This window comes from Sulfuritalea hydrogenivorans sk43H (assembly GCF_000828635.1).
In the GTDB taxonomy this organism is placed as follows: domain Bacteria; phylum Pseudomonadota; class Gammaproteobacteria; order Burkholderiales; family Rhodocyclaceae; genus Sulfuritalea; species Sulfuritalea hydrogenivorans.
Genome location: NZ_AP012547.1, coordinates 1,307,021 through 1,320,747, shown reverse-complemented (window position 1 = coordinate 1,320,747; position 13,727 = coordinate 1,307,021). Strand labels below are relative to the sequence as shown.

The 13,727-nt window shown below is 66.5% G+C and carries 18 protein-coding genes and 1 pseudogene; 9 read left to right on the top strand and 10 right to left on the bottom strand.

The features are described from left to right. Positions 1-12 precede the first annotated feature (12 nt). The 7 genes and pseudogenes from SUTH_RS06380 to SUTH_RS19860 all read left to right on the top strand — a co-directional run. Positions 13-1,257, top strand: coding sequence for a M48 family metallopeptidase (locus SUTH_RS06380; protein ID WP_041097978.1), 1,245 nt, complete (start codon positions 13-15; stop codon positions 1,255-1,257). Positions 1,258-1,267: 10 nt separating this feature from the next. Next, positions 1,268-1,606, top strand: a complete 339-nt coding sequence (locus SUTH_RS06375) for a 4a-hydroxytetrahydrobiopterin dehydratase (RefSeq protein WP_148312866.1) — start codon at positions 1,268-1,270, stop codon at positions 1,604-1,606. Between the two features lie 6 nt (positions 1,607-1,612). After that, the gene (gene rsgA / locus SUTH_RS06370) at positions 1,613-2,503 is read left to right on the top strand and encodes a ribosome small subunit-dependent GTPase A (protein ID WP_041097976.1); all 891 of its coding nucleotides are present in this window, start codon (positions 1,613-1,615) and stop codon (positions 2,501-2,503) included. Continuing rightward, positions 2,490-3,518, top strand: coding sequence for a helix-turn-helix transcriptional regulator (locus SUTH_RS06365; RefSeq protein ID WP_052473349.1), 1,029 nt, complete (start codon positions 2,490-2,492; stop codon positions 3,516-3,518). Before rsgA ends, SUTH_RS06365 begins: the two co-directional genes overlap by 14 nt. Positions 3,519-3,831: 313 nt before the next feature. Next, on the top strand, positions 3,832-4,047 hold the full coding sequence (locus SUTH_RS06360) for a DUF2283 domain-containing protein (protein ID WP_041097974.1): 216 nt from the start codon (positions 3,832-3,834) through the stop codon (positions 4,045-4,047). 44 nt (positions 4,048-4,091) lie between these two features. Further along, complete coding sequence (locus SUTH_RS06355; RefSeq protein WP_041097972.1) at positions 4,092-4,994, top strand: 5'-nucleotidase; 903 nt, start codon at positions 4,092-4,094, stop codon at positions 4,992-4,994. Between the two features lie 114 nt (positions 4,995-5,108). Beyond that, positions 5,109-5,255, top strand: a pseudogene (locus tag SUTH_RS19860) (IS5/IS1182 family transposase); the annotation flags it as partial. A 95-nt stretch (positions 5,256-5,350) separates the two neighbouring features. On the opposite strand, the gene SUTH_RS06345 reads toward SUTH_RS19860, so the two are convergent. The 4 genes from SUTH_RS06345 to SUTH_RS20340 form a co-directional block, all read right to left on the bottom strand. Continuing rightward, complete coding sequence (locus SUTH_RS06345; protein WP_041097968.1) at positions 5,351-5,641, bottom strand: helix-turn-helix domain-containing protein; 291 nt, start codon at positions 5,639-5,641, stop codon at positions 5,351-5,353. Beyond that, the gene (locus tag SUTH_RS06340) at positions 5,638-5,979 is read right to left on the bottom strand and encodes a type II toxin-antitoxin system RelE/ParE family toxin (RefSeq protein ID WP_041097966.1); all 342 of its coding nucleotides are present in this window, start codon (positions 5,977-5,979) and stop codon (positions 5,638-5,640) included. Before SUTH_RS06340 ends, SUTH_RS06345 begins: the two co-directional genes overlap by 4 nt. Positions 5,980-6,082: 103 nt before the next feature. After that, on the bottom strand, positions 6,083-6,337 hold the full coding sequence (locus tag SUTH_RS06335) for a type II toxin-antitoxin system Phd/YefM family antitoxin (protein WP_041097964.1): 255 nt from the start codon (positions 6,335-6,337) through the stop codon (positions 6,083-6,085). Positions 6,338-6,588: 251 nt separating this feature from the next. Further along, positions 6,589-6,798, bottom strand: a complete 210-nt coding sequence (locus SUTH_RS20340) for a hypothetical protein (RefSeq protein WP_408054959.1) — start codon at positions 6,796-6,798, stop codon at positions 6,589-6,591. Positions 6,799-6,981: 183 nt separating this feature from the next. Here SUTH_RS20340 and SUTH_RS20335 point away from each other — a divergent pair, with 183 nt between their 5' ends. Together SUTH_RS20335 and SUTH_RS06325 are read left to right on the top strand one after the other, a co-directional pair. After that, on the top strand, positions 6,982-7,440 hold the full coding sequence (locus SUTH_RS20335) for a hypothetical protein (RefSeq protein ID WP_408054958.1): 459 nt from the start codon (positions 6,982-6,984) through the stop codon (positions 7,438-7,440). Between the two features lie 321 nt (positions 7,441-7,761). Next, positions 7,762-8,655, top strand: coding sequence for an EamA family transporter (locus tag SUTH_RS06325; RefSeq protein ID WP_041097962.1), 894 nt, complete (start codon positions 7,762-7,764; stop codon positions 8,653-8,655). A 148-nt stretch (positions 8,656-8,803) separates the two neighbouring features. On the opposite strand, the gene SUTH_RS06320 is transcribed toward SUTH_RS06325, so the two are convergent. The 6 genes from SUTH_RS06320 to maeA all read right to left on the bottom strand — a co-directional run bounded on the left by SUTH_RS06320 (position 8,804) and on the right by maeA (position 13,518). Next, positions 8,804-9,508, bottom strand: coding sequence for a zinc metalloprotease (locus SUTH_RS06320; protein ID WP_041097960.1), 705 nt, complete (start codon positions 9,506-9,508; stop codon positions 8,804-8,806). A gap of 29 nt (positions 9,509-9,537) precedes the next feature. Beyond that, the gene (locus SUTH_RS19305; protein WP_148312865.1) at positions 9,538-9,774 is read right to left on the bottom strand and encodes a hypothetical protein; all 237 of its coding nucleotides are present in this window, start codon (positions 9,772-9,774) and stop codon (positions 9,538-9,540) included. Positions 9,775-9,818: 44 nt separating this feature from the next. Then, positions 9,819-9,974 carry a hypothetical protein gene (locus SUTH_RS19600; RefSeq protein WP_171817325.1) on the bottom strand — a complete coding sequence of 52 codons (156 nt, stop codon included), beginning with the start codon at positions 9,972-9,974 and terminating at the stop codon, positions 9,819-9,821. A 220-nt stretch (positions 9,975-10,194) separates the two neighbouring features. After that, entirely contained in the window at positions 10,195-11,133 is a 939-nt protein-coding gene (locus tag SUTH_RS06315) for a COX15/CtaA family protein (RefSeq protein ID WP_041097958.1), read from the bottom strand. 36 nt (positions 11,134-11,169) lie between these two features. Further along, a complete protein-coding gene (locus SUTH_RS06310) occupies positions 11,170-11,799 on the bottom strand; it encodes a DUF4126 domain-containing protein (protein WP_052473820.1) in 630 nt (209 codons plus the stop codon). Positions 11,800-11,862: 63 nt separating this feature from the next. Beyond that, on the bottom strand, positions 11,863-13,518 hold the full coding sequence (gene maeA / locus SUTH_RS06305) for an NAD-dependent malic enzyme (RefSeq protein WP_084207281.1): 1,656 nt from the start codon (positions 13,516-13,518) through the stop codon (positions 11,863-11,865). Positions 13,519-13,727: the final 209 nt, after the last annotated feature.

Below are 13,727 nucleotides of genomic sequence, written 5' to 3'. Positions count from 1 at the left end.
CAACCACCAACCATGACCCCATCCCAATTCACGCTGATTTTTTTGCTGGCCCTCGCCATGTCCACGGCCTTGCGGCTCTGGCTCGACATGCGGCATCTGCGCCATGTCATCGTGCATCGCGAGCAGGTGCCGCCCGACTTCGCCGGCCGCATCGAGCTGGCCGATCATCGCAAGGCCGCCGACTACACCGTGGCCAAGGTGCGCGTCGGCATGCTGGAAATCGCCGTCGACACCGTCGTGCTGCTGGTACTGACCATCGGCGGCGTGCTCGGCATGATCGACCAGGCGCTGCGCACACTGCTCGGCGGCGGCTATCTGCACGGCCTCGCGTTGTTCGCCTGCGTCGGCGTGCTCGGCTTCTTCATCGGCCTGCCCGCCAGCCTGTATCGCACCTTCCGCATCGAAGCGCGCTTCGGCTTCAACAAACTCACCTGGCCGCTGTGGTTCGCCGACCTGGCCAAGGGCGCGGCGCTCACCGTACTGATCGGCGGCCCGCTGCTGTTCGCCGTGCTGTGGCTGATGGAGGCGATGGGGAAACACTGGTGGCTCTACGTCTGGCTGGTCTGGCTGGGCACCAACCTGCTGGTGCTGTTCCTCTACCCGACGGTGATCGCGCCGCTGTTCAACAAGTTCACGCCGCTGGAAGACGCATCGCTCAAGCAACGCATCGAGACCCTGCTGACGCGCTGCGGCTTCACCTCCTCGGGTCTGTTCGTCATGGACGGTTCGAAGCGCTCGGCGCACGGCAACGCCTACTTCACCGGCTTCGGCCGCGCCAAGCGCATCGTGTTCTTCGACACGCTGCTGGAAAAGCTCGCGCCGCAGGAAATCGAAGCCGTGCTGGCGCATGAGCTCGGGCACTTCAAGCATCGCCACGTGATCAAGCGCATCGCCCTCTCCGGCGTGCTCAGCCTGGCCTTCCTCTGGCTGCTTGGGCAACTGATCGACCAGCCGTGGTTCTTTGCCGGGCTGGGAGTCGGCGCTGGCGGTACGGCGATGGGCCTGCTGCTGTTCTCCATGGTGCTGCCGGTGTTCCTCTTCCCGCTGGCGCCGCTGACCTCGGCCCTGTCGCGCAAGCACGAGTACGAAGCCGACGCTTACGCCGCGCAACAGACCGCCGCATCCGACCTCGTCGCCGCGCTGGTCAAGCTCTACCGCGACAATGCCGCGACACTGACCCCCGACCCGCTGCATTCGCTGTTCCACGATTCCCACCCACCCGCCAGCCAGCGCATTGCGCGGCTGCATTCCGCGTAAAGGAAATGCCATGACCATGGTCTGCGATTTATCCAAGGGCAAGTGCAAGCCCTGCGAGGGCGGCGTGCCGCCACTCACCGATGAAGAGTCCGCAACCCTGCTCGCCACGCTCGACGGCTGGCAGCGCCAGGGCGGCGTCATCAGCAAGACCTTCAAGTTCAAGAACTACCACGAGACCATGGCCTTCGTTAACGCCACGGCCTGGATCTCGCACCGCGAGGACCACCATCCCGACCTCGCCGTCGGCTGGGGCCAGTGCACCGTCAGCTACACCACGCACGCGATCGACGGCCTCTCCGAAAACGACTTCATCTGTGCGGCGAAGATCGATGCGCTGCTCACCCTGTAACGCTCGTTGAGCAAGCCACTGCTCAGGCGCGGAACCATCGTCGCCGCCTTCGGCCGGCACTATGAAATCGAACTCGCCGACGGCACGCTCGCCACGGGCTTCCCGCGCGGCAAGAAAAGCCCCTTCGCCGTCGGCGACGAAGTCGAGCTCAGCGCCGACGGCCAGATCACCGGGCATGCGCCGCGGCGCAGCCTGCTCTACCGCAGCGACGCCTACCGCGAAAAGCTGATCGCCGCCAACGCCACGCAATTGCTGCTGGTGGTCGCCACCGATCCCTCGTTTTCCGACATGCTGCTCAGTCGCGCGCTGGTCGCCGCCGAGCATCAAGGCCTGCACACCACCATCGTCCTCAACAAGAGCGACCTTGCCGCCGCGCTGCCGGCCGCAAGGAAGTTGCTGGCGCCCTTCGTCGCGCTCGGCTGCCGCGTCGTCGAACTCTCCGCCAAGCTCGACGCCTCACCGCTGCTGCCGCTGCTGGCGGGCGAATGCTCGGTGCTGGTCGGCCAATCCGGCATGGGCAAATCCACCCTGACCAACGCCCTGGTGCCCGGCGCCGCTGCGCCCACCCGCGAGCTATCGACCGCGCTCGATTCGGGCAAGCACACCACCACCTACGCCCGGCTCTACAAACTGCCCAGTGACACATGCCCGGGCGGCACCCTGATCGACAGCCCCGGCCTGCAGGAGTTCGGCTTGAAGCACCTGACGCCGCAGGAAATCGAATTCGGCTTCGCCGAGTTCCGTCCCTTCCTCGGCCAGTGCCGCTTCCGCGACTGCCAGCATCAGGCCGAGCCCGACTGTGCGATCAAGGCCGCCGTCGCCAGCGGCGTGATCCATCAACGCCGCCTCGACCACTTCCGCCAATTCATCAGCGAGAACCGCCATGGATCGCACTGAGCGCTTCTACAAGATCGACCAGATGATCCACGACCGGAAGCTGGTGCCTTTTGCTGACCTCATGTCAGCGCTGGAAGTCTCGCGCGCCACGCTGAAGCGCGACCTCGAGTACATGCGCAACCGGCTCAACGCCCCCATCGTCTGGGACAGGGACGCTGGCGGCTACCGCTTCGACACGCCGCACGCCGAGGCCGGCGCGCAGTACGAACTGCCCGGCCTCTGGTTCAACTCCGGCGAAGTGCATGCGCTCCTGACCATGCAGCACCTGCTGACCGACCTCGATCCCGGCGGCATACTGACGCCGCACATCCAGCCGCTGATCGCGCGGCTCAACAGCCTGCTCGGCAGCGCCGAGAACACCGCCGAGGAAATCCGCCGCCGCGTGCTGATCGTGGGCCTGGGCAAGCGTGACCTCAAGCTCGCGCATTTCGAGAAAGTCGGCGCCGCGCTCCTGCGCAGGAAGCGCCTCGCCATCACCTACTTCGCCCGCGGCAGCGGCGAAACCACCGAGCGCGAAGTCTCGCCGCAGCGCCTGGTGTATTACCGCGAGAACTGGTACCTCGACGCCTGGTGCCACTTGCGCAACGACATCCGCAACTTCGCCCTCGATTCCATCCGCGAGGCCACGCTCATCGAAACCAAGGCACGCGAAGTCTCGCATCGCAGCCTGGACGAAGCGCTCGGCGCCGGCTACGGCATCTTCTCCGGACGCAAGCTGCAGCACGCGAAGTTGCGCTTCACGCCCAAGCGCGCGCGCTGGGTGGCGCAGGAAACCTGGCATCCGAAGCAGAAGGGCAACTACGAGGCGGACGGCTCCTGGCTGCTGGAGTTTCCCTACGCCGACCATCGCGAGCTGATCATGGACATCCTCAAGTTCGGCGCCGACGTCGAAGTGCTGGCCCCACCCGACCTGAGGCAACGTGTCGCCGACGAGACGGTGCGGATGACGCAGATGTATGCGACCACGCCGAAAGCAGGCAGCAAGGCCAAGCGTCTCCATGGGAGCAACGAATAGGTTGTCACACGGGGATAAGTCGGCGCCGGTGACACGGCGTTTGGCTTGACGTGGCAGGAGATGGCCGGCAACATGACCGCATGCAGCCGATGACTGACTACTTCCGGAACGACGTGTTGGAAAAGCGGCCATACATTCGTTTGGAGTGGTGTATCGAGGCGCTACGGAATCCGGTACGGCGCGAGGTCCAGTCCGAAGACGGCCGCGTGCGCTATTGAATATGGATTGAGGAACTCGGACGCCATCTGCGCGTCGTAACGCTGCCGGATGGCGTCACGCTGCATAATGCTTTCCCCGACAGGAGATTCAAGCCATGAAACTCAACTACGATGCTGCGACCGATTCGCTCTATATCCATCTGGCCGAGCGGCCTTCGGTCGACTCCGACGAGGTCGCGGATGGGGTTGTACTGGATTACGATGCGGCAGGCGCCCTGGTCGGGATCGACGTGCAGCATGCTTCGCTACGTGCCGATATCCACCAGTTGGCAATCAATCACATGCCGCTCGCACATCTCGAAGCGGCCTGAAGACGCGGGGCGCAAAGGTGGGCCCGAGCGGGCGGTAAATTACGATGCCCGCCAGCCTCGAAGGCCAGCTCGTCGTCGCGCTCTCGTCGCGCGCGCTGTTCGATTTCGAGGAAGAAAACCAGGTCTTCGAGGACCAGGACGATTCCGCCTACATGGCTTTGCAGCTGGAACGCATGGACCAGCCGGCGCGGCCCGGCGTCGCCTTCCCGCTGGTGCAGAAGCTGCTGGCCTTCAACACGCCGGAACGCCAGCGCGTCGCCGTGGTGATCCTCTCGCGCAACGACCCGGTCTCGGGCCTGCGCATCTTCAAGTCCGCCAGCGCCGCCGGCCTTGAACTCGAACGCGGCGTGTTCACGCGCGGCCGGCCGCCCTTCCACTACCTCAAGCCGCTGGGCGCCAACCTGTTCCTTTCCGCCAACGAGGCCGACGTGCGCGAAGCGCTCAACGCCGGCTTCCCCGCCGCGCGCGTGTATGCGGCATCGCTGACCGAAGCCGAGAAGCACCCGCTGGAAGTACGCATCGCCTTCGACGGCGACGCCGTGCTGTTCTCCGACGAGGCCGAGCGCGTGTTCCAGGAACAGGGCCTCGCCGCCTTCCAGGACCACGAAGAACGCCGCGCACTGCACCCGTTGCCACCGGGGCCATTCCTGCCCCTGCTCGAAGCCCTGCACCGCCTGCGCGCCGACAGCGCCGGCTGCCCGATGAAAATCCGCACCGCGCTGGTCACCGCGCGCAGCGCCCCCGCCCACGAACGCGCGATCCGCACCCTGATGGAATGGAAGGTCGAAGTCGACGAAGCCATGTTCCTCGGCGGCCTGGAGAAGTCACGCTTCCTCACTGAATTCGAACCCGACTTCTTCTTCGACGATCAGACCCGACACTGCGAGCCGGCGTCACGGCTGGTGCCGACGGGGCATGTGGTCAGCGGGGTGGCAAATCAGGGATAGGGGCTAGGTGCAAATGGCCGTCCTAGACAGGACTACCTGAAAATTGCCAATAGCATGTGAAGGGAGTACTGTTCCGCGCCAAATGTTCTTGGATTCATGTACCCCGTGTTTTGGATTACAGCGATTGTTCCAAAGTCCATGACCTCGTCTGCCAAAGCGGACGGACGATTCGACAAGGCAGACTTCATTTACGATGCCGCCACCAATGAATTCCAGTGTCCGGCCGGGGAGCGTCTGATCTGGCGCTTCTCCGCTATCGAAGGAGCAATTGGGGTCGAGCAATTGGGGTCAGCATCACATTTAATTTGCATAGCCGCCCACCTTTCCCGCTAAAGTCGGCGCCGGCGACACGGCAGTCAGGCCGCTTCCAGCGCACGCAGGACGGTCTTCGGTTCTTTCGCGATGATGTTGAGCAGCACCAATGCGGTGCCTCGCGGCGTACGATCGCCGCGTTCCCAATGGCGCAGCGTGCCCAGACTGATCGCGAACCGGGCGGCGAATTCCGCCTGGGTCAGGCCCGTGCGGCGACGCACTTCCTTTACGTCGACCTGCGGCGGCACGTGGAGCTTGACGCCCGCTTGCCCGCCCTGCTGATGCGCGATGGCTTCCTGCAACCCCTGCTTGATGCTTGCGAATGCCTTGCTCATATCTCGTCTCCCGCCAGTTGCTTGAGCAGACCGACCAGTTCGGCCAGCTCGTTGCGTTCCGCCTTGCTCAGATTGTCCTTTTCGCCTTTGCCGAACATCGTCAGCAAATAGAGCGGGATGCGGTCGCTGTGAAAATAGTAGATCACCCGCACCCCACCGCTCTTGCCCTTGCCGCCGCGCACCCAGCGCAGCTTGCGCACACCGCCGGTGCCTTGCATCAGGTCGCCTGCTCTCGGCTGCGCCGAAAGATAGTCGATTACGTCCTTGCGTTCGACTTCGGAAAGCAAGCGCTCGGCGCAACGAATGTATTCCGGCAGTTCGGCAACGGTGACCCGCATCGGTCGATACTAATCCATTGGATTAGTTGTGTCGACCCCTGGTCCGCGCCACGCGGGCAGCGTCTTGAAAGTCGGCGCAGGCGACACGGCAATCAAGCCAGCGTCAAAGCGCGGGCGGGGAGCGGCGTTTCGCCCTACCGCAAGCCGGCAGCGCCAAGTTCGACCGGGCAGAGGCGGACAGCAGCAGTTCCTTCAGCGACGGGCGCGCCGAACCGCGCAGCCGTTTCCAGTCCGCGATGGGAACCAGCACGGCCGTTTCCACGCCGCGCCGCGTGACGACCTGCGGACCTTCGCTGACACAGGCATCCAGCAGTTCGTGGAAACGGGCTTCGGCGTCTTGCACGCGCCAAGTATTCATGGTGTATCTCCGATGACCGGCCTTCTGGCCAGGCTATTCCGACCCGAGCCGGAGTGCAAATCGTCTGCGACGACTGGCGACTGGATATTGAAAGTCGGCGCTGGCTTGCTTTGCGTACGTGGAATTCCGCTTCGCGTGCAGGTAACGGCGAAGGCCGGCGCTGGCAGGCCCGGGGCGGAGGAATCAAAAATCTGACGGAGCCACGGGCCTGCCGGTGACGGCCGGCGGGACGGCACCCCGGCCACACGCGTTCACTCCGCCGGCCGGCTGAAGCTGGCAAGCCCGATGCGCTTGGCATCGGGCAGCCACATCCTGATGTCCACCTTCGACAGTACCGATTCGGCATCGCGGTTGCGATAGGGCGACGACAGGCAGGTATCGGTCGGAGCGGGGAGCGCCTGGCCATCCAGTGCGTTGGACTGCAACACCTTGCCCGTGGCCCAGCGCCGTTCGATAGTCACGAAATTGCGCGGGATGCGGACCGGAAACGCAAAGCCGTCCTGCGTCCAGAGCGGGGCCAGGGACGCGGCTTGTGTCGTCGCCTCCGCTGGCGCCGATGTCCAGTCGGAACGGTGCAAGCTAGCTGCCGCATCCCGCCAATACATGCGCCAGCGCGGGGCGGGGGCGGCGGCGAGGCGGAAGACATGAAAATCCTCGCCGTCGCGGCACAGGATGCTGCCGGTGCTGTCGCCGGTTTGCAGATACTGGCCGCCCAGTTCCCATTCGATGCGCTCGACCTTGACGCCGGGCGGCGCCTGCCACTGTTCGGCAAGCACCTCGCCGATGTCGGGCAACAGAAAGCGCCCGCGCTCCTGGATGCGATGGGCGAGCGGCGATTCCGCCGCCAGGCCGCGCTGCGCCTGCTGCGCGCCCTGCCCCAGTTGATACACCCATGGCGATGCCATGCTGGCCAGGAGCGCGGGGAGAATCACCACCAGCAGGCCGCTGCCCCCTATCGACGCCGATTCGCCGGCGCTCAGGGCGGGCTTCGCGATGCGGCCGGCGAGCCAGTGCAGGCCGAAATAAACGACCGGTCCCAGCGAGAACATCAGCAGGTAGAACGCCGCCAGCGCTTCCGGGCCGCTGACGGCGCGCGCGGGTAGCCACACCGCCGCGGCGGCGAGCAGGCCGATGGGCAGGCTGGCCAGCCGCACCCCCAGCCAGGCCCCGGCTTTGCCGCGGGCGGCAAAGCGGCGGCGCTCGGCGCGCAGGGCCAAGCCAACCACCAGCAGGGCACCCAAGGCCAGCACGCTCCAGATGACATTCGTTACCGACACATCGATCCCCGCATCGCATTACTCCCGGCCAAGGCGGCAATCTACCGGAATTGCATGGGGAATGGATATGCCGACCTTGCATGCAGGTGGCCGCTGGATTCAACACCGCGACGCTCGACCTGGATTCCCCCGTGCGACAATCCCCGCATGCCCGCCGCCCTTCCCCTGCGCCACTTCCTGCTCGCGCTCGCCGTGGTCGCCGTCTGGGGCAGCAATTTCGTGGTCATCAAACTCGCCCTCGGGCACCTGCCGCCGCTGCTGTTCGCGGCCTTGCGTTTCGGCCTCGTGCTTTTCCCCGCCCTGTTCTTCCTGGCGCGCCCGGCGGTGCCGCTGGGCAACCTCGCGCTCTATGGCTTGCTGATCGGGGTCGGCCAGTTCGGCGTGCTCTATGTCGCCATCAACGGCCATGTCTCGCCGGGCCTCGCCTCGCTGGTGATCCAGATCCAGGTGTTCTTCACCATCGGCCTCTCGATGCGCCTCGCCGGCGAACGGGTGCGCGGCTTCCAGTGGTTCGCGCTGCTGCTCGCGGCGGCGGGAATCGCGGTCATCATCCTGCATACCGACGGCAGCACGACACCGCTCGGGCTGCTGCTGGTGCTGCTGGCGGCGCTTTCCTGGGCCGGCGGCAACATCGCGGCAAAACAGGGCGCGCCGGCCAACATCCTCGCCTACGTGGTCTGGTCCAGCGCCTTCGCCGTGCCGCCGCTGATTGCGCTGTCGCTGTTATTCGAGGGCTGGGAGGCGATCGCGGCCGCGCTGCGGGCGGCCGACGCATCAACCTGGGCCGCGGTGGCCTACCAGTCCTGGGGGAATTCGCTGTTCGGCTACGCGGCCTGGGGCTGGCTGCTGGCGCGGCACCCGGCAGCGACGATCACGCCGATGGCCTTGCTGGTGCCGGTGTTCGGCATGGGTGGCGCGGCGCTGTGGCTGGGCGAATCGCTGCCGCCGTGGAAGCTGGCGGCCGCCGCGCTGGTGATGGCGGGCCTGGCGCTCAACCTGCTGTGGCCGCGAGTGCGCGCGGCCCTGATGCGGGAGGAATGACCGCGGAGGCCGGGCGCGAGTCCAACTCCCGAGAGTCGGCGCCGGCGCGCTTTGCGTACCTGGAATTTCGCTTTGCGGGCAGGTAACGGCGAATTGCCGCAGGCGGCGCGCGCGCCGGATCGCCGCGCGGCATTGGGCGGTACCGCCCTCAGCGCCTGCCGGCGGGGGCCGTGCTTTTTTGCAGCGGCGGAAGCCCATTCACCGCGCGGCAGCGCTCGATGTCGCAGGCGGTCGGCAGGGTGTGGCGGTATTCGACGAAGGCGCCGATGCCCGCCGGATCGCGGGTAAAGCACCGGGCGCCCTTGCCGTCGTGGTAGTAGGAAAGCACGTCGATGCAGCGGCGCGAATGCGCCATCAGGCCGAAGAAATGCCCCAGCTCGTGCGACAGCACCATCTGCAGCGTCTGCATCGCGTTGTAGGACGGATTGCGCGAACGCAGCAGCGCGAACGCCCCGGGGCCAAGCGACAGCGTGCGCGCCGAAAGATTGCTCAGCCCGAAATTTCCGCGGCTGCCCGCCTCGCTCCACTGGACCCGCACCGTGCCCGGGAGGCGCGGATCGGCCTGCGCATCGGGAACGATGACGACGGGAACGCCGCATCCCGCCCAGGCGTTGGCCGCGCGCGAAACCAGGGCTTCGACTTCGCTGCGATCGAACCACGGCGGCGCGTCGTCATGGCGATAGGCGATGCGCAGCGACGAATGGATCGCGGGGCGGTCGACGCCATCGTTCCAGACGGCGATTTCGCCGCTGCGGCATTCGGCGATTTCCTGGTCGCGTATCGATTCGGCGCAGGCAGCCCCCTGGCCGAGCGCCATGAGGCAGAAGGAAATCGACGCGAAAAGGAAACGCATTGCGCCGGCAATCCGCCACCGCTGTGGCGTTATCGGCGCAGATAGCATGACGACTTCGCCTCGCCGGACTGGCAGGCGCGATTGTCGCGGTCGCGACGATAGCCGCGGGCTTCCATGCAGGCGTCGATGTCGCGGATTTTTTCCGCCAGCGCCTCGCCCGACTTGCCGGCATTGCCCTTTTGCACATCGAGCTGGCAGCCCCACATCACCGAGTCGGGGCTTGGTCCGCATCCGGCCAGTATCAACAGGGCAACGATGGTTCTCACAACGGCTCCTTGCCTGGGGCGGCAGCGGCCGGCAACCCGGCGGGCTAGGTCGAACGCCCCCAGAGTTCGACGGGCATGCCGATCGTGCGGCCCAGTGCTTCCTTGACTTTCGCGGCGGTGATCGGATTCTCGAAGGTGATGACATGGGCAAAGCGTTGCCCGGCCAGGCGGTAGAACCAGGTGCGGCGACGAACGATCATGATGTCCTCCATTGTTGCCGTATCGGGCCGATCGACGATCGACAGGATGAGTCATCATCAGGGCAGTGGCGCCGGCGCGAAAGGCCAAGAACACGGTGGCTTTCGCCTCTATCTCGGCAAATTCGGCGGCCGTGTGCGCATGGCGCGGGAAGCACGCGCGGACAATCCCGGGAGTCGGCGCCGGCGCTACGGCGGCACGTGCCGTCCGGCGATTTTCAAACTACGCGGCGGCGACCCGCGAGCGCGCCATCAACTGCGCGCCGACCGCCAGCAGCGCCGCGGCACCAACGCTGTGGCCGACCGCCAGCCACAGGCTGAAGCCACTGACCACGGTCAGGCCGCCCAGCGCGAATTCCAGCACCACCAGCACCAGCAGCCATTTGCCGATGCCCCGCGTTGCCTCCGCCGCCTGCGCCCGCAGCCCGGCGATGCCGAGCAACAATACGGCGGAGACCGCGCAGTAACGGTGCAGCAGGTGCAAGGCGACGCCGCCGGCATCGCCGGGCATGGCCGGAGCCGCCACTCGGGCGAAGGGATTGAGCGCGCCCCAGCCCTCGGCCGCCGGCCACCAGCTGCCGGCGCATGATGGCGTCGTCATGCAGGCCGTGGCCGCGAAGCGGGCGCCGATCAGGGCGCCCAGCGCAATCGCCAGCCCCAGCGCGATCAGGCCCGCATGCAGCACGGCGGTGGAGCGCGCGGGCGCGGGGCCGGGCGCTGCGGGCCCGGCTGCCACGACCATGCGCCAGGACAGCGTCACCAGGCCGACGCCGCCGAGCATGTTGAAGAAGCTGGTCCATGCCCGATGCGGATCGGCGCCCCACACGCCGACCAGCGCCAGCACGATCATCAGCACCAGCAGCAGGGTGGCATGGCGCGCCAGCGGCTGCACCGGTTGCGGGCGCAGGCATTGCCAGGCGAGATAAAAGCCCAGCAGCAGCGAAAGCGAGGCGACGCTGCGATGCAGGATGCGCACCGCGCCGGTGTGGGTAGTGCCGCCCGCGGTCAGCAATTGCCCGTAGCAGTCGGGCCAGCCGGTGCAGCCCAGGCCGGCGCCGCTCAGGCGGATGTACGCGCTGACCAGCACCACCAGGAAGGACAGGACCGTCAGCAGCCATGCCAGCTTCCTGATGCGTTCCAGACGTTCGCTGTGTCTCTCCATGGCCGGATCAGTCGAGTCCCGGCAGGCGGGCAGGCGTCATCCCGAAAGCCTGGCCGGAAAGCGCGGCAGGGACAAGCCGCGCACGACCCCGGCAATGCCGCGCCAGAGCTTGGGCAGCAGCCAGACGATCAACGCCGCCAGCAGCAGCAGCAGGGCCAGCATCAGCCACGGATGGGCGAACATCAGCCACAGGCCGGTGAGGACCACGACATCCTCGCCGAAGGAGGCGGCCAGGTTGGTGAAGGGCTCGGGCGAGGCGTTGATCATGGCGCGCGCGCCGGCCTTGGTGAAGTGGGTGCCGGCGGCCAGCGTGCCGCCGAGGATCGCCATCGCGGCCTGCCATTCGATGCCCTGGCCACCGAAGACCAACGCCGCCAGCGCCGCGCCGGCGGGGATGCGGATGAAGGTGTGCACCGTGTCCCACAGCGAATCGAGCAGCGGAATCTTGTCGGCGAAGAATTCGAGCAGCAGCATCAGGCCGGCGGCGCCCAGCACCCAGGGGTGTTCCAGCAGGCGCAGGCCATCCGGCAGTACGACCCAGCCCAGTTTGCCGGCGATGCCGATGACGAACAGTGTCGTGTACAGGCGCAGGCCGGAGGCCCAGCCGAGCCCGGCAGCCAGCGCCAGCAAGCCGGCAAGGTCAAGCGGCAGATTAGCCAGATCCATCATCGATGCTCCATCTTCGCAAGGCACGCACACGGCGCCACTATATCCCCTCGCGCAAATAGCTCAAGCGGCCGGCGCGCGCTCGGCGTAAGTCCGGTAGTGCGGATCGTACACATGCGACTGCACCAGCGCGAGCGGATCGTCGGGCCGCGGCCTGGCGGCGAGCCCGCGCCGCCAGGCCACCTCGGCGACCGCGACGGCGATGCGCACGGACACGGCGCGGATGCTCGACAGCGAAGGCAGCAGGCTGCCCTGCTCCAGGTCCGCCGCCGTGACCTCGTCTGCGGCGGTGCGGGCCGCGGCGAGGAACATCTCGTCGCTGATGCGCGTGGCGCCGCAGGCGATTGCGCCGAGCCCGACGCCGGGAAAGATGTAGCAGTTGTTGCCCTGGCGCGGCACCAGTGTCTTGCCGCCAAACTGCACGGGCCCGAACGGGCTGCCGCTGGCGAACAGGGCGCGCCCGTCGGTGCCCTGGTAGGCCTGCTCCGCCGTGCATTCGGCCTTCGAGGTGGGGTTCGACAGCGCGAACACGATCGGGCGCGGGTTGTTGTCGGCCATCGCGCGCAGCACCTCCGGGGTGAAGGTGCCGCCCACCGCCGCGACGCCGATGATGCCCGTGGGTTTCAGCACCTTAAGCGCCGAGGGGAAATCCGCAACCGGGGCGTGCTCGTGGGCGTACGGCAGCTTCTGCGCCGCCAGGCCCTCGCGCGACCTGACCACCAGCCCCTTCGAGTCGACCAGCCAGCAATGCTTGCGCGCCTCGGCCACGTCGATGCCTTCGGCCACCATCGCCGCCACGATCAGGTCGGCGATGCCGGTGGCCGCCTCGCCGGCGCCGAGGAAGAGGAATTTCTCGTCGGCAAGCCGGGTGCCCTTGACACGCAACGCCGACAGCACGCCGGCCAGCGCGACGGCGGCCGTGCCCTGGATGTCGTCGTTGAAGGTGCAGATGCGGTCACGATACTTTTCCAGCAGGCGGAAGGCGTTGTGATTGGCGAAATCCTCGAACTGGATGATGACGTCGGGAAACACCTCGCGCGCCGCGGTGATGAACTCGTCGATCAGTTCGTCGTAGTCGGGTCCGGTCACGCGGTGGCGGCGCAGGCCGACGTAGTAGGGGTCGGCAAGCAGGGTTTCGTTGTTGGTGCCCATGTCCAGGGTGACCGGCAGGCACAGCGACGGCTCGACGCCGGCACAGGCCGTATACAGCGACAGCTTGCCGACCGGAATGCCCATGCCGTTGGCGCCCTGGTCGCCCAGGCCGAGGATGCGTTCGCCGTCGGTGACGACGATGATGCCGGCCTTGAGCGGCCAGTTGCGCAGGATCTCGGCGACGCGGCCGCGATCATTGACGCTGATGAACATGCCGCGCGGCCGCTGGAAGATGTGGCCATAGCGCTGGCAAGCCAGACCCACCGTCGGCGTATAGATCAGCGGCATGATTTCATCGACGTTGTCGCACACCACGCGGAAAAACAGCGCCTCGTTGCGGTCGTGCAGGGCGGCGAGCGCGACGTACTTCTGAAGCGGATCGTCGATCTGGCGCAAGTTTTCGAGAACCCGCGCCATCTGTTCTTCCTGGGTGTGGATGTGCGGCGGCAGCAGGCCACGCAATCCCAGCGCGTCGCGCTCGGCCTCGGTAAAGGCCGTGCCCTTGTTGCGCAGCGGGTCATGCAACAGCTTGGTCCCGTGCGGCATCGAATCCTGGTGAGTCTTCATGATGAAAGTTCTCCCAACCTCGTGGAAAATGCAGGGACGCCGATACTGATACTACCCCCCTCTCCGCCACGCGACAATTGCGGATATCCACGACGAGAGGCGCGGTGTCTCAAGCGATTCGCCGTGAAAGCGATGGCGTTTCCATGTGAACCGGGCTTGAAATCGTTCCAGTCATTCAAGCTATACTCATAAAAATATCTCTCGATATC

What these genes read in the sequence shown, in the direction of transcription:
- SUTH_RS06340 (WP_041097966.1), bottom strand. Translation starts at nt 5,979, where the DNA reads ATGCGGGTCACCGTTGCCGAACTGCCGGAATACATTCGTTGCGCCGAG.
- SUTH_RS06380 (WP_041097978.1), top strand. Translation starts at nt 13, where the DNA reads ATGACCCCATCCCAATTCACGCTGATTTTTTTGCTGGCCCTCGCCATG.
- maeA (WP_084207281.1), bottom strand. Translation starts at nt 13,518, where the DNA reads ATGAAGACTCACCAGGATTCGATGCCGCACGGGACCAAGCTGTTGCAT.
- SUTH_RS06335 (WP_041097964.1), bottom strand. Translation starts at nt 6,337, where the DNA reads ATGAATACTTGGCGCGTGCAAGACGCCGAAGCCCGTTTCCACGAACTG.
- SUTH_RS20335 (WP_408054958.1), top strand. Translation starts at nt 6,982, where the DNA reads ATGAAAATCCTCGCCGTCGCGGCACAGGATGCTGCCGGTGCTGTCGCC.
- SUTH_RS06315 (WP_041097958.1), bottom strand. Translation starts at nt 11,133, where the DNA reads ATGGAGAGACACAGCGAACGTCTGGAACGCATCAGGAAGCTGGCATGG.
- SUTH_RS19600 (WP_171817325.1), bottom strand. Translation starts at nt 9,974, where the DNA reads ATGATCGTTCGTCGCCGCACCTGGTTCTACCGCCTGGCCGGGCAACGC.
- SUTH_RS06365 (WP_052473349.1), top strand. Translation starts at nt 2,490, where the DNA reads ATGGATCGCACTGAGCGCTTCTACAAGATCGACCAGATGATCCACGAC.
- SUTH_RS06345 (WP_041097968.1), bottom strand. Translation starts at nt 5,641, where the DNA reads ATGAGCAAGGCATTCGCAAGCATCAAGCAGGGGTTGCAGGAAGCCATC.
- SUTH_RS06310 (WP_052473820.1), bottom strand. Translation starts at nt 11,799, where the DNA reads ATGGATCTGGCTAATCTGCCGCTTGACCTTGCCGGCTTGCTGGCGCTG.
- SUTH_RS06355 (WP_041097972.1), top strand. Translation starts at nt 4,092, where the DNA reads ATGCCCGCCAGCCTCGAAGGCCAGCTCGTCGTCGCGCTCTCGTCGCGC.
- SUTH_RS06360 (WP_041097974.1), top strand. Translation starts at nt 3,832, where the DNA reads ATGAAACTCAACTACGATGCTGCGACCGATTCGCTCTATATCCATCTG.
- SUTH_RS06325 (WP_041097962.1), top strand. Translation starts at nt 7,762, where the DNA reads ATGCCCGCCGCCCTTCCCCTGCGCCACTTCCTGCTCGCGCTCGCCGTG.
- SUTH_RS06320 (WP_041097960.1), bottom strand. Translation starts at nt 9,508, where the DNA reads ATGCGTTTCCTTTTCGCGTCGATTTCCTTCTGCCTCATGGCGCTCGGC.
- SUTH_RS06375 (WP_148312866.1), top strand. Translation starts at nt 1,268, where the DNA reads ATGACCATGGTCTGCGATTTATCCAAGGGCAAGTGCAAGCCCTGCGAG.